Here is a 23,518-nt window from a genome sequence, read left to right on the forward strand (position 1 = left end):
AAGATGAAGGGGATTGTACTGGCGGGTGGGTCGGGAACACGGTTGTATCCGATTACACGCGGGGTCTCAAAGCAACTGTTGCCCATTTACGATAAGCCCATGATTTACTATCCACTCTCGGTGCTTATGCTGGCAGGCATCCGTGATATTTTACTTATCACTACGCTTGAGGACCTTCCTTCATTTCAGCGTTTACTGGGCGATTGTTCTCATCTGGGGATCAAGCTCAGCTATGAAATCCAGGCTCGTCCAGAAGGCCTGGCCCAGGCATTCATTATTGGAGAAGAATTCATCAATGGTGAGAATTGCGCTCTGGTGCTTGGAGATAACATATTCTTTGGCCAGGGGTTCGGGAGTAAGCTTGAAATGGTTGCGCAACGGCAAAGTGGTGCTACTGTTTTCGGATACCAGGTGATGTCTCCGCAACGTTTTGGTGTTGTCGAATTCGATGAAAATTATCGAGCTCTGTCGATCGAAGAAAAACCGATGCAACCTAAATCTAATTGGGCTGTGACTGGGCTCTATTTTTATGATACCAAAGTCGTCGATTTGGCTAAGCAGGTTAAACCCTCAGAAAGGAATGAGCTAGAAATCACCAGTATCAATCAGATGTATCTTGAGATGGATGAACTGAATGTTGAACTGCTTGGACGTGGATTTGCCTGGCTGGATACAGGGACCCACGATAGCTTGATCGAAGCATCTCAATTCGTTCATACCATTGAAAAGAGGCAGGGCTTCAAAGTCGCTTGCCTTGAAGAGATTGCCTATCGCAAAGGTTGGTTAACTTCGGAGCAGATTATTGAGAGTGCAAAAGCTATGGATAAAACTTCGTACGGTCAATATTTGAAGCAGTTGGTTGCTAAGTAAGTTTAGCTGGATAATTCTTGAGCGTTAACATCCTAAACTTATCCAGAAAATAGGTAGGTTTATATTTTTTTAATTTCGCCTGCTGGATTGTTGGGGTAGTTGGGTGTTTGTGGGAATTTTAACCAAGTCACTAAGTTTAAGATAGACAGCCTATGAAAAATTAAATTGATATTCGGCTTTTTCCGACAACAATTTTTAGTTATTTTCAGACAATTTTCCTTTTTTCTTATTATACTTAGTCTGTACAAGTATAAGTAATCTATGGACTATTTCTCTAGGGTAAACATGAACCAAGATAACAATAATGCGGGCAAAAACCACATTGCTGAACCAATGGAATCTATTGATTTAATTGATATTTTAATGCAGTTATGGAAGGGTAAAGTTACCATAATCGCTTTTGCTGTCGCAGCTATAATTCTTGCAGTTATCTATCTGTTCGTTGCTAAAGAGAAATGGACCTCTGAGGCTATCATTACGTTGCCGGACTCCGGGCAAATCGCGAACTATAATAACTCAATGAATATTCTGTACAGCCAAAACCCGTCAAGTATTCCAGGTATTGGTGAGATACAGCAGCGTTTCTTTGGTCGTTTCAACTCAGCGTTAGCCGCACTGTCTGAACAGTTAGATAATCAGGAAAAACCTGAAAAATTGACCATTGAAGAATCGGTAAAAGGACAACCAGTTCCACTGAAAGTGAGCTATGTTGCAACCACCGCAGGTGAAGCACAAAAAACACTCACCAACTACATTCAGCAAATTAACAAACGCATTGTCACTGAGCTTGATGACGATTTACAGACCAGCATCAATTCTAAAGTTGAAGATCTGAAAGTTGATTTAGCAACCAAAGAAAAAATTGCTCAGGAGAAGAAAGACAAACGTCTGGAGATCCTGAATCAGGCGTTGATTGTTGCTCAGCAATCCAACATCAAAAACACCCTGGTTCAGCAGGCTGAAACGCTGTCTGAAGACACATTGTTTGTATTGGGTAGTGATGCGCTTTCATCCATCATTAAGAATGAAGCGACGCGTCCACTGCCACTGGATGAGTCTTACTTCAGCGCGCGCCAAACTTTATTAGCGATCAATGCGTTGAAGTCCAAACCCGATACGACTTACGCCTTCCGCTATGTAATGAAACCAAGTTTGCCAATTCGCCGTGATAGCCCGAAAAAGGGTCTGACACTGGTGCTGGGTGCCTTGGTTGGTATGATTCTGGGTTCTGGTGTTGTTCTTGGACGTAATGCACTACGTAACTACAAGCCAGTTGTGTAAGACCTGTCTAAATGTGAAAAGGCCGCATCAGCGGCCTTTTTTATATCAACGCAATCCTACTTATGCCTTTCCCGCAAATTCTCAATCACCGCGCTCAAATCCAAATCCTGATCCTGCAGTAACACCAGCAGGTGATACACCAAATCCGATGCCTCATTCTTCAGCTCAAAACGGTCATTAACCGTTGCCGCCAGCGCAGTTTCGACGCCTTCTTCACCGACTTTCTGCGCAATACGCTTGGTTCCACTCGCATACAACTTCGCGGTATACGAACTCTCAGGGTCGGCAGTTTTGCGTGACGCCAGCAGTTGCTCGAGCTGGTACAGGAAGTGCCAGTCGTGGTGGGTTTCACCAAAGCAGCTTGAGGAACCTAAATGGCAGGTTGGGCCAATCGGGTTCACCAGAATCAAAAGCGTGTCGTTATCACAGTCCTGGGCAATATTCACCACGTTGAGGAAGTTGCCGGAGGTTTCGCCTTTGGTCCACAAGCGCTGTTTCGTGCGAGAGAAGAAGGTGACTTTTCCGCTATCGATGGTTTGCGCCAGAGCTTCTGGGTTCATATATCCCAGCATCAATACTTCACCAGATTTCGCGTGCTGGACGATGACCGGCATCAGGCCATCGGTTTTTTCCCAGTCCAGTTGAGCTTGTTGTTCTGTTGTTAGCACACTCTTATCTCCACACCTTGCTGAGCCAGATAAAGTTTCAGCTCACCAATATTAATAATTTGCTTGTGGAACACTGAGGCTGCCAGCGCACCATCAACATCTGTATCACGGAAAGCTTCGAGGAAGTGTTCCATGGTTCCTGCGCCACCAGAGGCAATCAGTGGCACGTGGCAAACTTCACGTACTTTCTTCAATTGCTCCAGGTCGTAACCGTTACGCACGCCATCCTGGTTCATCATATTCAGAACGATTTCCCCGGCCCCACGTTTTTGTACTTCCTGCACCCAATCTGCCGTTTCCCACTTGGTGACACGCGTGCGGCTTTCATCGCCGGTATATTGATTGACGTGATATTTGCCGGTTTCGCAATCATTCCAGGTATCGATTCCGACCACAATGCACTGCACGCCAAAACGTTCAGCCAGGCGGGTAATCAGTTCAGGCTCAGCCAGAGCGGGGGAGTTGATTGAAATCTTATCCGCGCCAAAAGAGAGGATCTGCGCGGCGTCGTCAATCGACTTAATACCACCTGCCACACAGAATGGAATATCGATAACTTCTGCAACGCGCGACACCCAGCTCTTGTCCACCACGCGCCCATCACTTGAAGCGGTGATATCGTAGAACACCAGTTCGTCTGCACCTTCGGCGGCGTATCGTTGCGCGAGTGGGACGATGTCACCAATGATTTCATGGTTGCGGAATTGCACACCTTTGACGACTTGCCCGTCGCGTACATCCAGGCAAGGAATTATCCGTTTTGCCAGCATGAGATTGCCTCCGTTACGTTGAATTTCCCTTCCAGCAGTGCACGCCCAACAATTACGCCCTGAACGCCTGTTCCGCGTAAAGCAGCGATATCATCGATATCACCAATACCGCCGGAAGACTGGAACGCCACCTGTGGGAAACGTGCGCAAACTTCTTCATACAGCGACACGTTAGAACCTGCCAGGGTGCCATCGCGGGAGATATCGGTGCACAACACATGTTTGAGCCCGACGGGCAGGTATGTTTCCACCAGTTCTTCCAATGAAACACCAGAGTTCTCTTGCCAGCCGCTGACAGCGACGTGTTTATTGCCTTGTTCGTCGATGCGCACATCAAGTGCTAACACCAGTGCATCCGCACCGAAACGGGTAAACCAGCCTTTCACCACTTCAGGTGATTTCACCGCCGTAGACCCGACCACCACTCGTGCCACACCTGCTTCAAGTAATGCCGCAACATCTTCTTCAGTACGAACACCTCCACCCACTTGCACGGGAACTTTCACGCCTGCAACGAGCGTTTTAATCAGTGGGATCTGGCGTTTGGCAGGGTCTTTTGCGCCGGTTAAATCGACCAGATGCAGCATTTGCGCACCTTGAGCTTCGTAATCTTGCAGGCGCGGCAACGGGTCGTTGCCGTAATCGCGTTGCTGGCCATAGTCCCCCTGATGAAGGCGCACCACTGTGCCGTCAATTAAATCGAGAGCAGGAATAATCATGGTGCTTACATCTCCAGGAAGTTTTTCAGTAATTTTGCGCCCGCGGCACCCGAGCGCTCAGGGTGGAACTGCACGCCGAAGAAGTTATCTTTTTGCACGGCGGCGGTGAACGCCTCACCGTAATTGGCCTGCGCGATGGTATTCGCGCAAACGGGCATCGCGTAGCTGTGCACAAAGTAAAAATAATCACCATCGTCAATGCCACGGAACAGGCGGTCACCGGCTTTTGGATAGACGCGGTTCCAGCCCATATGCGGCAAAGGCAAACCATGGTCGACCATTTTTAGCACCGGCTGCTCGATGATGCCGAGCATCTCTATACCGTTGCTTTCATCGCTGCGCGAACCCAGCAACTGCATACCGAGGCAAATACCCAGCACGGGTTGCGTACAGGCTTTAATCAGATTGATAAGTTCACGCTCACGAATCTGATCCATAGCCGCTTGTGCTGTTCCTACGCCTGGTAAAAAGAGTTTATCGGCGCGTAGCACCACATCAGGATCGCGGCTCACCAGTGGCTCGTAGCCGTGACGCTGGATTGCTGACCTCACCGAGTGCAGGTTGGCGCATCCGGTGTCCAGAATCACCACGTTCATTACAACACTCCTTTTGAGGAGGGCAGCGTGTCGCCTTCAACTTTAATAGCCTGGCGCAACGTGCGGCCAAAGACTTTAAACAGGCTTTCGACACGGTGGTGGTCGTTTTTGCCTTTGGTTTTCAGGTGCAGCGTCGCGCCCATGGTGTAAGAAAGCGAACGGAAGAAGTGTTCAACCATCTCGGTGCTTAAATCGCCAACACGCTGGAAGTTATACTCGGCTTTATATTCAAGGTGCGGGCGGCCAGAAATATCCAGCGCACAACGGGCCAGGCATTCGTCCATCGGCAAAGTGAAGCCGAAACGGGTAATGCCACGTTTATCGCCCAGCGCGATTTTCAACGCTTCACCCAGCGCCAGACCCGTGTCTTCAACGGTGTGGTGGTCGTCGATGTAAAGGTCGCCTTTCACGCTGATATCCATACGGAAACCGCCGTGGGTGGCAATCTGGTCCAGCATATGGTCGAAGAAACCCACGCCAGTGTTAATTTTGCTGCCACCTTCACGGTCGAGCCAGACTTGCACGTCGATTTGCGTCTCTTTGGTGGCTCGTTCAACGTGGGCATAGCGGTCACGCTTAGTCAGCTTTTCGCTGATCATCGGCCAGTTCAGCGTTTCGCCGTGGTAGCGAAGCCCCTGAATACCCATATTTTCAGCCAGTTCGATATCGGTCGCACGGTCGCCAATCACATAACTGTTTGGCTTATCAAGCACGCCTTCTTCCAGATAACCGTTCACCATGGCAATTTTGGGCTTACGGCATTCACAGTTGTCAGCCGGCAAGTGCGGGCAAATCAGCACATCGTCAAAGTTGACGCCCTGCGAGGTAAACACCTGCATCATCAGGTTGTGCGGGCCGTCGAAATCCGCTTGCGGGAAGCTCTCGGTGCCTAAACCGTCCTGATTGGTGATCATGACCAGCTTGTAGCCTGCTTTTTGCAATTGCAGCAGGGCAGGGATAACCGCTGGCTCAAAGGCGAGTTTGTCCATGCGATCCACCTGGTAATCTGACGGTGGTTCAGAAATTAAAGTGCCGTCACGGTCGATAAAAAGAATTTTCTGGCTCACACGCCCTCCGTGGCCGTCAGGCCTGGTTGTTCACGCAGCGCTGCAATAGTGCGCTCGCATTCTAAACGGGTGCCAACGGTTATCCGCAGGCAGCCGCTCAATGATGGTTGTTTATTTTGGTCTCGTAGGATAATGCCTTGATCCCACAAAGATTTAAACACTGCACTTGAAGCGGTGATGCGAGCCAGAACATAGTTGGTTTCTGAGTCGAAAACCTGCTCTACGCAACCCACTTCCTGAAGTGCTGTGACCAGGTACTGGCGATTCAACAGAACTTGCGCCACGCGCTCGCGCATTGCGTTAATACCCTGCGGGCTTAACGCTTGGGCGGCAATATCCGCAACCGGGGTCGACAGCGGGTAAGGGGCGATGACTTTCATCAGCAAGTTAATCACTTCTTCATTGGCGAGCGTGAAACCACAACGCAGGCCCGCCAGCGCAAAGGCTTTGGAAAGTGTGCGCAGTACCACGAGGTGTGGATATTCATTTAACCAGCCAGCGAGTGTCGCCTGCGGGCAAAACTCGATATAGGCTTCATCTGCCACCACTAAGGCTTTACCGCGAGCCATTTCCAGCAATACGCGCAAATCTTGCGGATTGATTAACTGCCCCGTTGGGTTATTCGGGCTGCAAACGTAAATGACTTTTACGCCTTCAATGTTCTCCGCAATTGCCGGTAAATCGAGCTGCCAGTCTGCCAGTGTGGGTACGACGCGGCATTCCACGTTGAAGGCTTCGCAGCTTACGCTGTACATACCGTAAGTGGGCGGGCAGTAGAGAACGGCATCTTTGCCCGGCTCGCAGAATGCGCGGATCAACAGTTCAATACCTTCGTCTGCGCCACGGCTCACCAGCACTTGCTCAGGTTTCACGCCTGCGTATTCGGCGTAACGTTCAATGACCAGTTTAGGCTGGCATTCCGGGTAACGGTTCAGCGTCTGTTGAGTCAGTTCGTACTCAACCGCGGTTGGATATTCATTCGCGTTCAGCCATACATCACCATTGCCACCCAGGCGGCGAGCCGACTGGTAAGGGGTCAGGGCGCGGACATTTTCACGGGCTAACTCTTCAATGCTCATGCTTGCTCCTTCAGTGCTGCAACACGCAGGGTAACGGCGTTTTTGTGGGCATCCAGCAGCTCGGCGGCGGCCAGAGTTTCAATCGTTTTCGCAAGGCTTGCGAAACCTTGTGGTGAGAGTTCCTGAACCGTCATGCGTTTCTGGAAATCAGCCAGTCCAAGGCTTGAACACGTTGAGGTATAACCGTACGTCGGCAGCACGTGGTTAGTCCCGGAAGCGTAGTCTCCAGCTGATTCCGGTGACCAGTCACCGAGGAACACGGAACCTGCACTGGTGATGCTATCGACCAGCTCACGGGCGTTGCGGGTCTGAATAATCAGGTGTTCCGGACCGTACTGGTTGGAGATTTCAATGCATTGCTCGAGGTCGCGAGCAATAATCAGGCGGCTGCTTTCCAGCGCTTTGCGAGCGGTTTCAGCACGCGGCAGAGCGGCTAACTGGCGCTCAACGGCTTCGGCGACGGCTTGCGCCATATCGGCATCCGGCGTTAACAGAATCACTTGTGAGTCCGGGCCGTGTTCGGCCTGTGAAAGCAGGTCCGATGCCACAAAGTCAGGTGTTGCACCGCTATCGGCGATGACTAACACTTCGGAAGGGCCAGCTGGCATGTCGATGGCCGCACCATCAAGGCGTTGGCTGACCTGGCGTTTGGCTTCGGTAACAAACGCGTTACCTGGCCCGAAGATCTTATCCACTTTCGGGATGCTTTCGGTGCCCAGCGCCAGTGCAGCAATGGCCTGCGCACCGCCGACCTGAAACACTTCCTGCACGCCACACAGTTGCGCGGCATACAGAATTTCATCGGCAATCGGTGGCGGTGAGCACAGCACCACTTTTTTGCAGCCCGCAATACGGGCAGGCGTGGCAAGCATCAATACGGTTGAAAACAGCGGTGCGGAACCGCCAGGAATATAAAGGCCAACAGAGGCAACCGGGCGCGTAACTTGCTGGCAACGCACGCCAGGCATCGTTTCGATATCAACAGTTGGCAGTTGCTGAGCAACGTGGAATTTTTCGATATTCGCAACAGCAACGGCCATCGCCTCTTTTATCTCTGGCCCCAGGCGCGCGACGGCAGCGGTAATTTCCTGCTCGCTGACCTTCAGTTGCTGCACATCGGTTTTATCGAACTTTGCGCTGTATTCGCGCAATGCAGCATCACCGTTAGCTTTCACATTATTCAGGATGTCAGCGACCGTGCGGGTGATGCTTTCCGATGCGGAAATAGCAGGGCGGGTGAGCAGCGCCTGTTGCGCGGCTGCATCGCACTTATTCCAGTTAATCAACGTATTGAAGTTTGCCATGGTGTTACTCCATCATCTTCTCAATTGGTAACACCAGAATTGAACTGGCACCCAGCGCTTTCAGTTTCTCCATGGTTTCCCAGAACAGCGTTTCGCTGCTCACCATGTGCATTGCTACACGCTGTTGGTCCCCTGCCAGCGGCAGAATGGTTGGGCGTTCAGCGCCTGGCAGCAGAGAAATAATCTCATCCAGACGCTCGCTTGGCGCATGCAACATAATGTATTTCGATTCACGCGCCTGAATCACGCCCTGAATACGGGTCATCAGTTTGTCGATGAGCTGTTGCTTGGCTTCAGGCATTTCACCGTCGCGTTGAATAAGGCAGGCTTTGGAGCGGTAAATCACTTCAACTTCACGCAGGCCGTTGGCTTCAAGAGTTGCGCCAGTGGAAACGAGGTCACAAATGGCATCCGCCAGACCCGCACGTGGAGCCACTTCAACAGAACCGTTTAACAGGCAGGATTTGAACTGCACACCTTTGCCATCAAGGTAACGCTTCAACAGGTGAGGGTAAGAAGTCGCGATACGCTTATTGTTCAGGCTGGCAGGGCCATCCCAGGGTTCATCAACGGAAATTGCCAGCGAGAAGCGGCAACCACCGAAATCCAGACGACGCAGCGTGAAATAACGTGGGTCTTCGCCCTGAGCGCGGCGCGTCAGCAACTCCTCTTCCAGCACGTTCTCGCCGATAATGCCCAGATCTACTACACCGTCCATAATCAGCCCAGGAATATCGTCATCACGAACACGCAGAATATCGATCGGCATGTTTTCTGCTAACGCAATCAGGCGCTGAGTGTGCAGGTTGATTTTTATGCCACAGCGCGCGAGCAATTCGCGTGAATCATCGCTTAAACGGCCTGATTTCTGAATAGCTATGCGTAAACGTGTGTTGTCTAACATTGATGGTTTCCCCTAATTAATTCTTGTCTGACGTCCAAAAAAAAAGCCCCCGGAAGAAATCTTCCGGGGGCTTATTGACTCGTTCATGCACCACTGGAAGATTTTTCTGTCTCCCAGCACACATCGCCTGAAAGACTAGTCAGGATGATGGTGATGATGGTGGATAGCAGTTTGAACGCGTGTCATAAAATTCTCGTATGAATGTTTATTCATGATGTGCTTTTAACGTAAACCATATGCAGTGCCTTGTGCAAGGGCTTTTTACCCCCTCAATTAATATTCTGTTTAGTGCCATTGATTGTCAGTTGTCGTAACGTGGCGTAGCCTTAATGAAGGGCTAAAAAGCACAGCAGAGAGATATGCTGTAATCCAGGAGAGAAGGCATGAAAAAGGTTGCGATTGTCGGGTTAGGGTGGCTGGGAATGCCACTGGCGATGTCATTGTCAGCGCGTGGCTGGCAAGTGACAGGAAGTAAAACCACCCTTGATGGTGTCGACGCCGCAAGAATGAGTGGAATTGACAGTTATCAGTTGCAACTGACTCCTGAACTGGTTTGTGACAGCGACGATCTGGATGCACTGCTGGATGCGGATGCATTAGTGATAACGCTGCCCGCTCGTCGTACTGGTGAAGGCGACGATTTTTACCTGCAGGCGGTGCAGGAAATTGTTGATAGCGCTCTGGCTCATAATATTCCGCGTATTATTTTTACCAGCTCCACGTCTGTGTATGGTGAAGCTGAAGGCAGCGTTAAAGAAACTTCGTCGCTTGAGCCCGTTACCGCCAGTGGGCGGGTGCTAAAAGAGCTGGAAACCTGGCTGCATGACTTGCCGGGTACTTCGGTAGATATTCTGCGTCTTGCGGGTTTGGTTGGGCCGGAACGCCATCCTGGGCGTTTTCTGGCAGGAAAAACCGACGTGGTAAATGGCGCTCATGGAGTCAATCTGGTACACCTTGAAGATGTTATTTCAGCAATTACGCTGTTGCTACAGGCTCCGAAAGGCGGGCACATCTATAATTTATGTGCGCCAGCTCACCCAACTCGTGCCGAGTTCTACTCTTTGATGGCGCGGCAGATGAATTTAGACGCACCCCTTTTTCGCACTGAAACGCAAAATGGCCACGGTAAGCTGGTGGATGGCAACCGTATTTGCAATGAACTTGGGTTTGAATATCAGTATCCAAACCCGCTGGTAATGCCCATGCAGTAACCGCTGTGGGGTGTTGCTCGTGACTTTCAGGAACGAGTATGAAACCACTGCTGGATGTACTGATCATTCTCGATACCCTCGATAAAGAAGGGAGCTTTGCTGCGGCGGCAACAAAGCTCTTTAAAACGCCTTCCGCACTCAGTTACACCGTTCAAAAACTCGAAAACGATCTCAACATTCAAATCCTCGACCGTTCAGGGCATCGCGCGCGTTTTACGCGAACGGGTCAGCTTCTGCTGGAAAAAGGGCGCGAAGTTCTGCATACGGTGCGCGAACTGGAACAGCAGGCAATCAAACTTCATCAGGGATGGGAAAACGAACTGGTGATTGGCGTTGATGACTCTTTCCCATTCTCCTTACTGACACCACTTATTGAAGCTTTCTACAAAAGTTATAGCGTGACGCGGCTGAAATTCATCAACGGCGTGCTGGGTGGCTCTTGGGAAGCCCTTACCGAAGGGCGGGCGGATATTATTGTCGGCGCCATGAGTGACCCACCGTCGCTGAGTGGTTTTGGTTTTACGCTGCTTGGTCAGCTTGAAAGTATCTTTGTTATTGCACCTCATCACCCACTTGCTGAAGCTGAAGAACCACTCACTCGCCGGGTTATCAAACGCAGTCGTGCAGTTGTAGTTGGCGACACATCGCGTCTTGAGCCGTCACGTTCGATGCATTTACTCGAAGAACAAGATGCCATCACCGTTTTTGATTTCAAAACCAAACTTGAGCTGCAAATCAGCGGCATTGGCTGTGGTTACGTTCCCCGTTACATGGCGCAGCGTTTTATCGAAAGTGGCGTGCTGGTGGAAAAGCAGGTTGTTTCCCATGTGCCTTTTGTTCCTGTATGGATTGGCTGGAATGAACAGACTGCCGGGCTTGCCAGTGAATGGTGGCGAGAGCAAATCGTCAACAGTCCCGAAATCGCGCTGGTATACGGAACTGCGCAAAAATAATGCTTTTGGGTGAGTGGCAGAGCGCCTGGCTCACATCTATTGTTTAAAGTGGCTCGTTATTTCTTCTGAATATGTCTTCGCGTTTAAATTTTCTTCTCTGCGTTGTTTTGCGGAGTTTTTTTGCACGCAAGGAGTCTGTATGAAGCAAACCAATCAGCAATGGCAGTCGCGGCGTGAAGAGGCGGTTCCTCATGGGGTCGGCAATGCACTGCCGGTATACATCGAAAAAGCGAAAAATGCCGAATTATGGGATGTTGAAGGCAAACGCTATATCGATTTTGCCTCGGGTATTGCGGTGCTAAATACCGGGCATAATCACCCCGCAGTCATTGATGCGGTGCGTCAACAACTTGAAAAATTTACCCATCCTTGTTTCCAGGTGACCCCCTACGGCAACTATATTGAGCTTGCCGAACGGCTAAACAAATTGGTGCCGATAAGCGAACCATGCCAGACGCTGTTCCTTACCACGGGTGCCGAGGCGGTCGAAAATGCCATTAAAGTGGCACGTATTGCGACGGGGCGTTCGGCCATCATCGCATTTCGTGGGGCCTTCCACGGCCGGACCTTACTCGGTATGGCCTTAACGGGTAAAGTGCAGCCGTATAAAAAGGGCTATGGTCCATTCCCGGCAGGCATTTATCACGCTCCTTATCCGGCGGCCTATCTTGGCGTGAGTGACACTCAGGCGCTGGCGTCATTGGCGGGTATTTTTGCTGCTGATGTTTCGCCAGACGAAGTCGCCGCCATCATTATTGAGCCGGTGCAAGGTGAGGGCGGTTTCTATGCCGCGTCACCTTCCTTTATGAAGCAACTGCGGGCGTTGTGCGATAAGCACGGCATCGTTCTGATTGCAGATGAAATCCAAAGTGGTTTCTGCCGCACTGGTAAAACCTTCGCAATTGAACATAGCGAGGTGGAGCCGGATCTCATCACCATGGCAAAAAGCCTGGCAGGCGGCTTCCCACTTTCAGCGCTTGTTGGCAAAAAATCGCTGTTCGATAAGGCGATGCCAGGTGGTCTTGGTGGCACCTATGCGGGCTCGCCTGTGGCCATTGCGGCGGCACTGGCGGTCACTGATGTTATTGAGCAAGAAAACCTCAATCAAAAAGCACAGGAAATTGGTGAGCTCATTACCCATCGTTTGCATGAGATGGCCGAGCAATTTGATTGCATTGGTGATGTGCGTGGTTATGGCGCCATGATTGCAATGGAGCTGGTGGAAGCACGCGATAGCCACCGCCCAAATAAAGAGTTAACACAGGAACTTGTGAAAGAAGCAGGCAAAAAAGGTTTGGTATTGCTGTCATGTGGAGTGAGAGCGAATGTCATTCGTTTTCTCGTCCCGTTAACGGCTGAAAAAGAAATTGTTAATGAAGGCCTCAATATCTTGTCATCCTGCCTCGAATTGGTGCAAAATACGCGCCTCACTAAATGAGAACAAAAAACCGACGTTAAACGCGTCGGTTATTTTTTTGCATTAAGTTCTAGTAGTCAAACAGGCATCCGCCAAAAAAACCAAGAGGCCGGGCTTCGTACCGGATAGATACTAGCTTTTAAAAAACGACAGTCGTGTCGCCGAGGAAATTCAGATGGGGCAGCTTTTTGCTTTTGCGCAGGTATTCGCCGTTTGGGGGAATGACCATGTCGCTTAACGTCACCGCAGGTGCTAAATCTCGTGTTGAACTCCGTAAGAGCCTGACGCTCATTCCGGTTGTTATGATGGGCCTTGCTTATATGCAGCCTATGACCTTGTTCGATACATTTGGGATTGTATCTGGCCTTACCGACGGACATGTCGCTACGGCTTACGCGTTTGCCCTTGTGGCAATTTTGTTCACCGCGTTAAGTTATGGAAAGCTAGTACGCCGCTTCCCATCAGCGGGTTCCGCCTATACCTACGCTCAAAAAGCAATCCACCCAGTGGTTGGCTTTATGGTGGGTTGGTCTGCCTTGCTTGATTATCTGTTTATGCCGATGATCAACATCCTGTTGGCGAAAATCTATTTTGAAGCCCTGGTGCCGTCTATCCCGTCGTGGATTTTCGTGGTGCTGCTGGTTGGCTTTATGACTATCTCCAACCTGCGCGGCATCAAAACCGTGGCTAACTTCAACAGCCTTATTGTTGTGCTGCAAATGTTCGTCATGGTGGTCATCACCGGTCTGGTTATTTACGGTGTGGCAAATGGTGAAGGTGCGGGCACATTAACCAGTACACGTCCGTTCTGGTCGGAACACGCGAACGTCGTGCCGATGATTACCGGAGCGACCATTCTGTGCTTCTCATTCCTCGGTTTTGACGGCATTAGCTCGTTGTCTGAAGAAACCAAAGATGCAGGACGTGTCATCCCGAAAGCGATTTTCCTGACTGCCCTGATTGGCGGCGTGATCTTCGTTGTGGTGTCCTACTTCCTGCAACTGTACTTCCCGGATATCTCCCGCTTCCACGATCCGGACGCGTCACAGCCAGAAATCATGCTCTTCGTGGCAGGTAAAACCTTCCAGTTTGGCATCCTGATTTTTTCCTGTGTTACCGTTCTGGCGTCAGGTATGGCGGCACATGCGGGCGTTTCTCGCCTGATGTATGTGATGGGTCGAGACGGTGTGTTCCCGGAGCGCTTCTTCGGCTACATCCACCCGAAATGGCGTACCCCGGCACTGAACGTGGTACTGGTCGGTATCATCGCGCTGTTTGCGATTAAGTTTGACCTGGTAACAGCCACCGCGCTGATTAACTTCGGTGCGCTGGTGGCGTTTACCTTCGTTAACCTGTCAGTGATTTCCCAGTTCTGGATTCGTGAAGGGCGCAACAAGTCCATCAAAGATCACATCAACTATTTGGTGCTGCCAATTTGTGGCGCGCTGACAGTGGGTGCGTTGTGGATTAACCTGGAAGAAAGCTCGATGATTCTGGGTCTGATTTGGGCAGCCATCGGCTTGACCTATCTGGCCTTCGTGACTCGTCGCTTCCGTAACCCGGTTCCACAATTCAACGAAGATTTAGCGTAACAGCTAAATACGAAAAAGGCCGCGAAAGCGGCCTTTTTGCTATCTATTACCCTACCAAAAACTGCGCGTACTCAAACAGCTCCTTAAGCAACGCCGTCTTTTCCTTGTCCCCTTCATGCAGGTTATACAGCGCCTCCAGTTCTTGCGCGTAGGCTTGCAACGCTTCCTGAGACAACACATCACGGCGGTGTTCTAACCAACGCTGTTGTTCTGCTTCATCCAGTGTTCCTGGGAAATTACGAGCGCGATAGTTAAACAACAGCTTTTCAATGCGTTTATCGGCGAACGTAATATCCAAAGCCGGCAGATTTTGCGGATCGGTTTGCAGCACAATGCGCATCGCCGCGCGGTCAGCATCGCTGAAAAAGCCATTATAAAGCTGCGCATCAACATTATCAGAGGGTACAAAAGGTTCGGCTTCAGCAAAGATAGCCACAGCTTTTTCACGCACCACAGGGTGCTCGCGCAGTAACTTCAGGTTATCCAGGCAACGCTTACGATCGATTCCTAACCGTTCGGCATCTTCCGGGCGCAACGTATTTGCCACCGCCAGTACCGGACATTTGTTCAGATGAACCAGTTTGATTGGTACGGCTGCGGCATCGCCCAGTGAGGCTTTCGGGGTATATAAGCGTTCGCGTAACGTATCTGCGTCCAGCTCCAGCAACGGCGAAATATCACCTGCTAAATCGACCATTATCACTGCATTTTTGTTATCCGGGTGCCAGGCCAGCGGCGCAATCCAACTGGTGTTGCCACGCCATGCGCCGAACATCCCGGAAACATGCACCAGTGGTTTCATCTGCGGAATATCAATCAGCGTGTTGAGCTTGTGCTTAGAACGATGGCTGTAGAGGTACTCAAACAAGCGCGGCTGGCGTGTTTTGACTAATTGCGCCATGGCGATAGTGGCGTATACATCTGACATCGCATCGTGCGCATTCGCATGTTCAATGCCATTGGCTTTGGTCAGGTGCTCGAGGCGAAAACTCGGCAGCCCCTCTTCGTTTTCAGGCCAGATAATTCCTTCCGGGCGCAGCGCGTAACAGGCGCGCATCACATCGAGTAAATCCCAACGAGAATTATCGTTCTGCCAGCTCCAGCCATAAGGGTCGTAGAAATTACGGTAAAAAATATTACGCGTAACTTCATCATCGAAACGCACGTTGTTGTAACCGATCACGCAGGTTTTCGGCACGGTGAAGATATCGTGAATACGCTTTGCAAAATCGGCTTCATTGACACCGCGCGCCAGGGCTTGTTGCGGCGTTATGCCGGTAATCATCACCGCTTCTGGCTGTGGGAGGTAGTCATCAGCGGGTTTGCAGTAGAAGACTTCTGGCTCACCGATAACATTGAATTGGTCATCGGTACGAATCGCTGCAAATTGCGCCGGGCGGTCAAGGGATGGGCTCTTGCCGAAAGTTTCATAATCATGAAAGAGGAAGGTCGGTTGTTGCGTTGAATTTTCCACGGTTTACCCCCGCCCTTGAGTGATGTTTAACATACTGTTATTAAACTGAAATCCCACTAAAACTCTCTCCATGTATTCATCATTATTTGCTGGTGCTGCATAACGCCATGGTAAACCATTAACCCGCCGCCTGCACCACCGGGAGAAGTATCCAATCCGGCGAGCAAATTTGATTATTCATAACTTTTTGCAATTTAATTGCGAAAATTATCGCAAACTCCAGTAAAAGAAGCGGCTGAATTTATTGTTACCGAGGGTATATCGTTGAAGATCCGTCTTTTTGCTGTCTGTTCACTGCTGTCATTTTCTGCTCACACCGCTTTTGCCGACGATATCTTTGTTAATGCGCCACCACCGCCACAAATCCAGGCGGGTTCATGGGTATTGATGGATTACACCACCGGGCAAATTCTGGCTGCGCAAAATGAACATGTGCGACGCAACCCGGCGAGTCTGACCAAACTGATGACCGGCTATGTAGTGGATCGCGCCATTGATAGCGGGCGTATCTCGGCAAACGATATGGTCACCGTCGGTAAAGATGCCTGGGCGAAAGGGAATCCGGTTTTTGACGGTTCGTCGCTGATGTTTTTGAAAGCCGGTGACCGACTAACGGTACATGATTTAAGCCGCGGGCTGATTATTGATTCCGGGAACGACGCTTGTGTCGCGTTAGCCGATTACGTCGCTGGCGGGCAGCCACAATTTGTGGCGATGATGAATAAATACGTGCAGCAACTGCGACTGCGAGATACCCATTTTGAAACTGTTCACGGTCTTGATGCCCCAGGCCAGCATAGTTCGGCATATGATTTAGCGGTACTTTCTCGCGCCATTATCCACGGCGAGCCTGATTTTTATCATATGTATAGCGAGCGCAGCCTCACGTGGAATGGCATCACGCAGCAGAACCGCAATGGCCTATTGTGGGATAAAGGGCTGAATGTGGATGGTTTGAAAACCGGCCATACTGCCAGTGCAGGCTTTAACCTTATCGCTTCAAGTGTTGATGGCGAGCGCCGCTTAATTGCAGTTGTAATGGGAGCTGAAAGCCCGAAAGGCCGCGAAGACCAGGCGCGCAAACTGCTACATTGGGGTCAGGATAATTTTGATACTGTGCAGGTGCTGCATAAAGGCAAAAAAATTGGCACCGAAACTGTCTGGTATGGCGACCAAAAGAAAGTTGAAGTCGGCACCAATCAGGATGTCTATCTGGCACTGCCAAAATCGGAAGTTCCAAATATTAAAGCCAAATATGTCCTTGATAACCCGGAGATGGAAGCGCCTGTCGCCGCTAACCAACATGTTGGTGAAATTGAACTGTTTGACCGCGACAAGCTGATTGCACACTGGCCGCTGGTGACGCTAACCGATGTTAAAAAGGGCAGTGCATGGTCGCGATTTAGTGATTATCTGAGCCACAAGTTGTAGTTGCTTAAAATTTTCAACAGGCTGACTTTATGTCGGCCTTTTTTTTCGCCTTTAGTTCTAACCTGTGCTTCTCGTCTGTACTACGATTTATTGGCGAAAAGCGATCTTGCTCGCAAAGTAACCACATCACCCTGCCAAAGGATTGCTTCCCAGCAATAGAGTGGTGTATTTATATACAGTGCTTTTAATCGGGTCAGGAGGTCATATGGAATTTAACGTACAACAAGTTCATGAGCGAAAAGTAGCGGGTTTTCATATGGTAGGGCCGTGGGAAAAAACGGTTCAACAAGGATTTGAGCAACTTTCTCTATGGGTTAAATCTCATAAAGTCGTCGGTGAAGAGTGGCTGGCGGTTTACTACGACAACCCAGATGTTGTACCTGCGGAAAAGCTACGCTGCGACACGGTTGTTTCTGTTGCGGAAGATTTTACCGTGCCTGAAAACAGTGAAGGTGTCATCACTACACGCATTGAAGCAGGGCAATATGCCGTCGCGCGTGCAAAAGTTGACGACGGCGATTTCGCAAAACCATGGAATCTCTTCTTTGATAGTCTCCTTGCAGATAACCGCTTCCAGTTAACCGGCAAACCTTGCTTTGAGCACTATCTGAATGATGGCTCTGAAAGTGGAGTGTGGGAAGTTGATATGTATATCCCGGTTGCAGATCAAGAGTGAAGCTGAAGGGGGCGTAAGCCCCCTAACTTTGTGATGCCCACACTTAAAAAACAGGTACAATCACGCTTTTGTTTCAGGAGAGCCGGGTGTGCGCCCCGACAAATCACTAAGTCCGTTTGAACTACGCGTTTATCGCAACTACCGAATTGTGCATGGCGTTCGTATCGCGCTGGCATTTGTTCTTACCTTTCTCATAGTTCATCTTCTGAAAGTTCCGGAAGGCACATGGCCATTAATCACTTTAGTGGTGGTGATGGGGCCAATATCCTTTTGGGGAAATGTAGTACCTCGCGCCTTTGAACGTATTGGCGGCACCATTTGTGGCGCAACCATGGGGCTTATTGCGCTAAGGTTGGAGCTGTTTTCTCTGCCGCTGATGCTGGTTTGGTGCGCTTTTGCGATGTTTATTTGCGGTTACCTGGCGCTGGGGAAACGCCCGTATCAGGCTCTGCTGATTGGTATTACCCTCGCAGTCGTAGTGGGTGCACCGGCTGGTGATATGGAAATTGCGTTGTGGCGCAGTGGTGATGTTATCTTCGGATCATTACTCGCAATGCTATTTACCAGTATTTATCCGCAGCGTGCGTTTATCCACTGGCGCATTCAAATGGCGAATTTCGTCACCGCCTTTGGTCGGGTTTATAACGCAGGTTTTTCTCCGAACTTGCTGGAGCGCCCGCGTTTAGAAAAACATCTGCATCAGGTGTTGACCGATGTAGTGAAAATGCGCGCACTGATTGGGCCGAGCAGCAAAGAAACTCACATCCAGAAATCTATTTTCGAGGCGATACAAACTGTCAGCCGTAATATGGTGTGCACGCTTGAGCTGCAAATCAATGCTTACTGGGCTTCCCGAGAGAGCCATTTCCTGATGATCAATGCTCATACTCTGCGTGATACTCAGCAGATGACGCAACGCACACTCGCTGCGATTGCCCATGCATTGCATGACGGTAACCCATCACCGATTTCTGCTAATAATGAAAAGCTGACCGAGATCGTCAGCGAATTGCGCCAGCTCATGCAGGAAGGGGGAAATGGGAAACTTCAGGAAACCCCAATTCACGGTTATGTCTGGTTGAGTCTGGAGCTTGCTCGTCAACTGGAATTACTCTCGCAGTTGATCTGCCGCGCGTTACGTAAATAATTGCGGGGTGCGGAGCGAATTGCTGGTTTCGATTCAGCACCAATTGAGGTTAAGATAGCGAAAGAGACTAATCGCCTGTACTGTTTGGCTATAGAGCCCGGAACAGACGGGGATAAAAGAATTGTCAGCGGCCGCCGCTACCATTAAGGTAATCTTATGGCGGTTGTCTTAACGAATCCGAGTATGAAATTAGCAGGGGTATAAAAATGGAACCAACTAAACCTTCTTTCCAGGACGTGCTTGAGTTTGTGCGTCTGTTCCGTCGTAAAAACAAACTGCAGCGTGAGATTCAGGACGTTCAGAAAAAGATCCGTGATAACTCAAAACGTGTTCTGCTGCTTGATAACCTGAGTGACTACATTAAGCCAGGTATGAGCATTGAAGCTATTCAGGGCATCATTGCCAGCATGAAAACCGACTACGAAGACCGTGTTGATGATTACATCATCAAGAATGCTGAACTGTCTAAAGAGCGTCGTGAAATTTCCAAAAAACTGAAAGTGATGGGTGAAATCAAACCCGAGTAAATTTACCCGCCATACTTCGAGCTGCCTCTGCGTTGGCTGCGTTCACTTGCCGCCTTGATGCAGCTTGAATTATTTAGGGAAATTAGTGTTAATTGTGAAAACCGCCGATTCGGCGGTTTTTTTTCGCAACAACTTAGCGCACGCCGCCTGCAATCGTCTTCACCAGATGTTGCTGCGGATAAGGCACATCAATAGCGAACTGATTAATCTGCCAGAGTAATTTCCCAACATCATGCTTACTGGTATCAAGCATCAACCCCACAGCACTCCCGCTGTGCGCCACGTTCACACCGAATAAATCAAACTCTTCAACTAGCGCTAACAGCTGCGAAAACATCGGTTTTGGCAGTAACGCCTGGCTGGCGATCGCACTTTGCGTGGCGGCTTCTCCCAACAAGCGAGGCTCTTGCATCTTGCAACTTTGTTGCAAGCGAAGCCACGCGTCATCAAGTACTGCGGCATGGCTAATTAACGCAGATTCGCGCTGATGACGACGGTAGTCCTCAGTCAGAATCGTGGTATCACTTTCAAGCAACAGGATATCCATAGCTGGCGCGGCCTGGCAGCTAAACTGAGTTTGCGCATTCAGATGGGAGAAAAGCGTCGGCAAAACAAAAATCGTGCTGTCGGTCGGTTCAATGTTTACACATAAAGCCGCAAGGGTGGATACGCTGAGCGTTTCACCCAAATACCGGGCGGTCGCCACTGCCGTTGCGGCAATATCTGCGGTGCTGCTCGCAAGGCCTTTACCTACGGGGATCGTGGACTCCAGAGCGGTGCTCAGGCTCTCTGATAATGCAGCGGGGTGACCAAAATACGCCACCACCTGTTCCAGTATCTGGCGCATACGCGGGCGCTCAGTTGGTTTTTTTGCACCATCACGCACTTCAACGGTGCTAAACCAGTCTATCGGGCAGGACACCAGTTTTTCGCTGCCGCTAATCCATCCCTGAATAAATTCCCCACAAGATGCCGGGCAGCTCGCTTCAGCCATCTTTTGGGCAACGCTCATTTATGCTGGGATTCATTATTTCATTACCTCAGGGCTTAAAAAATCAGTAAAAATTGTTATAGCGCAACACTCAATATCTATTAGCTTTTACACTGTGCCAGCTTTTACATATTCACGTGCATGATAATTTGAGAATCATGCACGATACAACTGACTCGTTTATGCCATGTGTGACACATGGCTGGGAAGGGGGTGAAACTCCCCCGCAGCCCCCGCTGCTGTGATGCCGACGAACCCGCGTAACCACTGATCTTTGATTGGGAAGGGCGGATGAGGATGAAGCTAAGCCAGAAGACCGACTCGTCAGAATACTTTTGATACTTCAACTTGCAGAGCCTTGCCTGCACTGCGAATTATCTGGACTCACAACAACTCCTTCGGTGGGAAGCCAGTTGTCATCAGATGCGTGCAGCCGCAAGGTGCGCGCACGTGCTGACATCCGCATTTTGCCGAAGTAAGTAAAAAGGCAATTATGGCAGGGGCAGCGAAACACGCATTCGTCATTGCAGGAACCAGCAGCGGCTGTGGCAAAACCACTGTCACGCTCGGGCTGCTCCGTGCCCTCATGCTGCGCGGTCTGCGCGTTCAACCTTTCAAAATCGGCCCCGATTACCTCGACAGCGGCTGGCACAGTGCTGTGTCCGGCATTGCCTCACGCAATCTCGATGCATTCATGCTGCCCACTCCAACCCTTAACGGTCTGTTTGCAAAACAAATGCAGCACGCTGATGTCGCCGTTATCGAAGGCGTGATGGGGCTGTACGACGGTTACGGAACGGACCCCAACTATTGCAGCAGCGCGGCTATGGCAAAACAGCTCGGTTGCCCGGTGATTTTGCTGGTAGATGGCAAAGCTGTGTCCACGTCCATTGCTGCCACAGTCCTGGGTTTCCAGCGCTTTGACCCAACGCTTAACATTGCCGGAGTCATACTTAATCGCGTTAATAGCGATAGCCATTATCAGTTGCTTGCCGATGCGATTACCCGATATTGCGGGCTACCGGTGTTGGGGCGAGTACCCGTTATGGCCGATGTCGCTTTACCCTCGCGCCACCTTGGTCTTGTTCCGGCACAAGAACACTCCCCGCAAGATGAACGCTGGCAGCGCCTGGCGCAGCAGCTTGAAGAAACTGTGGATATTGACCGCCTGCTGGCGTTATCTCACCTAAATTCTCTGCCACACGGCGAAGCCCCCGCGATTGCTGACGAAGCATTAGCGCATGGGCTAACCGTTGCCGTTGCCGAAGACGAAGCCTTCAACTTTTACTACCCGGATAACCTCGACATGCTCGAGCAGGCCGGGGTGAAAATCCAGCGTTTCAGCCCGTTGCATGACTCCCGACTCCCCGACTGCCAGATGATCTGGCTCGGCGGCGGTTACCCCGAAGTCCATGGCGCAAAACTTGCTGCCAATTCCGCCATGCGTGAGTCCTTGCGTGAAGCGCATCAACGCCGCATTCCGCTGTATGCCGAATGTGGCGGGTTGATGTATCTGGGTGAATCTTTGACTGACGGCAATGATGAAACCCATGCCATGTGTGGCGTGCTGCCAGGCCACAGCCAGATGGGCAAACGGCTAACACGTTTCGGTTACTGCGAAGCCACGGCATTACACGACACGTTACTTGCCAAAAAAGGCGAAACCCTGCGCGGGCACGAATTCCATTATTCAGATTTCAGCGGCTCATTACCCGCAGCTCTCGATTGTTGCAAATGGCGCGATGGTGTTGCTATTTCGCGCTGGCAGGGCGGTTTTCAGCATCATGCGACCTTTGCAAGTTACCTGCATGTTCATTTCGCTCAACGTCCATCATTACTCAATCGCTGGTTAGCACTTGCGAGGAACCACCTATGACACTCCTTGCGTGGGCTGTTGCGTGGTTACTGGATTATTGGCTCGGTGACCCGCATCACTGGCCCCATCCGGTGCGTTGGATTGGCAATCTCATCAGCTTTATGCAGCGCCAGATACGCCGGTGCTGCAAAAGCGACCGTGCACTGAAAATCGGCGGCGGTGTGTTATGGCTGGTTGTGGTGGGCACGACCTGGGGCGTGAGTTGGGGAGTATTGCACCTCGCAAACCAGGTATCTGTGTGGCTCGGCTGGTTGGTTGAGGTGTGGATGATTTACACCGTGCTTGCAGCCCGTTGCTTGAGTGACGCGGCTCTCGAAGTTTATCGCGCACTCAAAGATGGCACGATAGAACAGAGTCGCGAGAAATTATCGTGGATTGTTGGACGTGATACTTCGCAACTCGAGCGCCCGCAAATCACCCGTGCGGTGGTCGAAACGGTGGCAGAGAATAGTGTCGATGGTGTGATTGCACCACTGTTCTTCCTGATGATTGGCGGTGCACCACTTGCCCTGGCCTACAAAGCTATCAATACCCTCGATTCGATGGTCGGTTATAAAACCGAAAAATATCGCGCTATTGGTTATGTCAGCGCCCGGCTTGATGACCTCGCTAATTTCATTCCCGCAAGATTGAGCTGGTTGCTGCTTACCCTCGCAGCCTTTTTCTTGCGAGCTAATCCTCGCCAGGCGCTGCTAATCGGCTGGCGCGACCGCTATAAACACAGCAGCCCGAACTGCGCCTGGCCTGAGGCCACGGTTGCCGGTGCGCTGGGTATCCGCCTCGGCGGGCCGAACACCTATTTTGGCGAACGGGTAGAAAAACCCTGGATGGGTGATGAACGGCGCGGCATCGCGCTCGACGATATTACCCGCACCATTCAACTCATGATGTTGGCCTCACTGCAAGCTTTGCTGCTGTTCGCCGCATTGCGCGCACTCGCGCTTGGCACCGCTTAAGGACACCCA

The 23,518-nt window shown here is 50.7% G+C and carries 23 protein-coding genes, 1 riboswitch and 1 other annotated feature; of the genes, 12 read left to right on the plus strand and 11 right to left on the minus strand.

All coding sequences use genetic code 11. The features are described 5' to 3' along the window. Positions 1–3: 3 nt before the first annotated feature. A complete protein-coding gene (gene rfbA / locus EDF88_RS14700) occupies positions 4–870 on the plus strand; it encodes a glucose-1-phosphate thymidylyltransferase RfbA (RefSeq protein WP_134185449.1) in 867 nt (288 codons plus the stop codon). A gap of 285 nt (positions 871–1,155) precedes the next feature. Then, positions 1,156–2,151 carry an LPS O-antigen chain length determinant protein WzzB gene (gene wzzB, locus EDF88_RS14705; RefSeq protein WP_134185451.1) on the plus strand — a complete coding sequence of 332 codons (996 nt, stop codon included), beginning with the start codon at positions 1,156–1,158 and terminating at the stop codon, positions 2,149–2,151. Between the two features lie 56 nt (positions 2,152–2,207). Here wzzB and hisIE read toward each other — a convergent pair whose 3' ends face one another. The 9 genes from hisIE to hisL form a co-directional block, all read right to left on the minus strand. Further along, positions 2,208–2,819 (minus strand): bifunctional phosphoribosyl-AMP cyclohydrolase/phosphoribosyl-ATP diphosphatase HisIE, encoded by a 612-nt coding sequence (gene hisIE / locus EDF88_RS14710; protein ID WP_134185453.1) that lies wholly within the window; start codon positions 2,817–2,819, stop codon positions 2,208–2,210. Further along, complete coding sequence (gene hisF / locus EDF88_RS14715; RefSeq protein WP_134185455.1) at positions 2,813–3,589, minus strand: imidazole glycerol phosphate synthase subunit HisF; 777 nt, start codon at positions 3,587–3,589, stop codon at positions 2,813–2,815. The genes hisIE and hisF overlap by 7 nt, the downstream gene beginning before the upstream one ends. Continuing rightward, entirely contained in the window at positions 3,571–4,308 is a 738-nt protein-coding gene (gene hisA / locus EDF88_RS14720; protein ID WP_134185457.1) for a 1-(5-phosphoribosyl)-5-[(5-phosphoribosylamino)methylideneamino]imidazole-4-carboxamide isomerase, read from the minus strand. The genes hisF and hisA overlap by 19 nt, the downstream gene beginning before the upstream one ends. A gap of 5 nt (positions 4,309–4,313) precedes the next feature. Next, positions 4,314–4,904: an imidazole glycerol phosphate synthase subunit HisH gene (gene hisH / locus EDF88_RS14725; RefSeq protein ID WP_134185459.1), complete on the minus strand. Its 591-nt coding sequence runs from the start codon at positions 4,902–4,904 to the stop codon at positions 4,314–4,316. Beyond that, on the minus strand, positions 4,904–5,971 hold the full coding sequence (gene hisB / locus EDF88_RS14730) for a bifunctional histidinol-phosphatase/imidazoleglycerol-phosphate dehydratase HisB (protein ID WP_134185461.1): 1,068 nt from the start codon (positions 5,969–5,971) through the stop codon (positions 4,904–4,906). Before hisB ends, hisH begins: the two co-directional genes overlap by 1 nt. Continuing rightward, positions 5,968–7,050, minus strand: a complete 1,083-nt coding sequence (gene hisC / locus EDF88_RS14735) for a histidinol-phosphate transaminase (RefSeq protein ID WP_134185463.1) — start codon at positions 7,048–7,050, stop codon at positions 5,968–5,970. Before hisC ends, hisB begins: the two co-directional genes overlap by 4 nt. Then, positions 7,047–8,354 (minus strand): histidinol dehydrogenase, encoded by a 1,308-nt coding sequence (hisD, locus tag EDF88_RS14740; protein WP_134185465.1) that lies wholly within the window; start codon positions 8,352–8,354, stop codon positions 7,047–7,049. The genes hisC and hisD overlap by 4 nt, the downstream gene beginning before the upstream one ends. Positions 8,355–8,358: 4 nt before the next feature. After that, positions 8,359–9,258 (minus strand): ATP phosphoribosyltransferase, encoded by a 900-nt coding sequence (hisG, locus tag EDF88_RS14745; RefSeq protein WP_064512164.1) that lies wholly within the window; start codon positions 9,256–9,258, stop codon positions 8,359–8,361. Positions 9,259–9,295: 37 nt separating this feature from the next. Further along, positions 9,296–9,418, minus strand: a sequence feature (His leader region). Beyond that, entirely contained in the window at positions 9,394–9,444 is a 51-nt protein-coding gene (gene hisL, locus EDF88_RS14750) for a his operon leader peptide (RefSeq protein WP_208326149.1), read from the minus strand. Its footprint overlaps the feature before it by 25 nt. Positions 9,445–9,641: 197 nt before the next feature. On the opposite strand from hisL, the gene EDF88_RS14755 reads away from it, so the two are divergent. From EDF88_RS14755 to EDF88_RS14775, 4 genes are all read left to right on the plus strand, one after another. Then, a complete protein-coding gene (locus EDF88_RS14755; protein WP_134185466.1) occupies positions 9,642–10,469 on the plus strand; it encodes an SDR family oxidoreductase in 828 nt (275 codons plus the stop codon). 38 nt (positions 10,470–10,507) lie between these two features. After that, on the plus strand, positions 10,508–11,422 hold the full coding sequence (locus EDF88_RS14760) for a LysR substrate-binding domain-containing protein (protein WP_064512160.1): 915 nt from the start codon (positions 10,508–10,510) through the stop codon (positions 11,420–11,422). A gap of 139 nt (positions 11,423–11,561) precedes the next feature. Further along, on the plus strand, positions 11,562–12,860 hold the full coding sequence (gene gabT / locus EDF88_RS14765; protein ID WP_134185468.1) for a 4-aminobutyrate--2-oxoglutarate transaminase: 1,299 nt from the start codon (positions 11,562–11,564) through the stop codon (positions 12,858–12,860). A gap of 206 nt (positions 12,861–13,066) precedes the next feature. Then, positions 13,067–14,431 (plus strand): APC family permease, encoded by a 1,365-nt coding sequence (locus EDF88_RS14775; protein WP_134185470.1) that lies wholly within the window; start codon positions 13,067–13,069, stop codon positions 14,429–14,431. Positions 14,432–14,477: 46 nt separating this feature from the next. Here EDF88_RS14775 and sbcB read toward each other — a convergent pair whose 3' ends face one another. Continuing rightward, on the minus strand, positions 14,478–15,905 hold the full coding sequence (sbcB, locus tag EDF88_RS14780) for an exodeoxyribonuclease I (RefSeq protein WP_134185472.1): 1,428 nt from the start codon (positions 15,903–15,905) through the stop codon (positions 14,478–14,480). 264 nt (positions 15,906–16,169) lie between these two features. Between sbcB and dacD the strand changes: the two genes are divergently transcribed. The 4 genes from dacD to EDF88_RS14800 all read left to right on the plus strand — a co-directional run bounded on the left by dacD (position 16,170) and on the right by EDF88_RS14800 (position 19,686). After that, positions 16,170–17,336: a serine-type D-Ala-D-Ala carboxypeptidase DacD gene (gene dacD / locus EDF88_RS14785; protein WP_134185474.1), complete on the plus strand. Its 1,167-nt coding sequence runs from the start codon at positions 16,170–16,172 to the stop codon at positions 17,334–17,336. 205 nt (positions 17,337–17,541) lie between these two features. Beyond that, a complete protein-coding gene (gene sbmC, locus EDF88_RS14790) occupies positions 17,542–18,012 on the plus strand; it encodes a DNA gyrase inhibitor SbmC (RefSeq protein WP_134185476.1) in 471 nt (156 codons plus the stop codon). A gap of 88 nt (positions 18,013–18,100) precedes the next feature. Beyond that, positions 18,101–19,159, plus strand: a complete 1,059-nt coding sequence (locus tag EDF88_RS14795) for an FUSC family protein (RefSeq protein ID WP_064512130.1) — start codon at positions 18,101–18,103, stop codon at positions 19,157–19,159. Between the two features lie 206 nt (positions 19,160–19,365). After that, a complete protein-coding gene (locus tag EDF88_RS14800; RefSeq protein WP_064512128.1) occupies positions 19,366–19,686 on the plus strand; it encodes a DUF496 family protein in 321 nt (106 codons plus the stop codon). A 133-nt stretch (positions 19,687–19,819) separates the two neighbouring features. Here EDF88_RS14800 and EDF88_RS14805 read toward each other — a convergent pair whose 3' ends face one another. After that, on the minus strand, positions 19,820–20,680 hold the full coding sequence (locus EDF88_RS14805; protein WP_134185612.1) for a GHMP kinase: 861 nt from the start codon (positions 20,678–20,680) through the stop codon (positions 19,820–19,822). Positions 20,681–20,849: 169 nt separating this feature from the next. After that, positions 20,850–21,017: riboswitch (cobalamin riboswitch) on the plus strand. A 153-nt stretch (positions 21,018–21,170) separates the two neighbouring features. On the opposite strand from EDF88_RS14805, the gene EDF88_RS14810 reads away from it, so the two are divergent. Both EDF88_RS14810 and cbiB read left to right on the plus strand, forming a co-directional pair. Continuing rightward, the gene (locus EDF88_RS14810) at positions 21,171–22,553 is read left to right on the plus strand and encodes a cobyrinate a,c-diamide synthase (RefSeq protein WP_134185478.1); all 1,383 of its coding nucleotides are present in this window, start codon (positions 21,171–21,173) and stop codon (positions 22,551–22,553) included. Beyond that, positions 22,550–23,509 carry an adenosylcobinamide-phosphate synthase CbiB gene (gene cbiB / locus EDF88_RS14815; protein ID WP_134185480.1) on the plus strand — a complete coding sequence of 320 codons (960 nt, stop codon included), beginning with the start codon at positions 22,550–22,552 and terminating at the stop codon, positions 23,507–23,509. Before EDF88_RS14810 ends, cbiB begins: the two co-directional genes overlap by 4 nt. Positions 23,510–23,518 lie beyond the last annotated feature (9 nt).

The sequence above is a fragment of the Buttiauxella sp. BIGb0552 genome (assembly GCF_004366275.1).
GTDB classification, from domain to species: Bacteria; Pseudomonadota; Gammaproteobacteria; order Enterobacterales; family Enterobacteriaceae; genus Buttiauxella; species Buttiauxella gaviniae.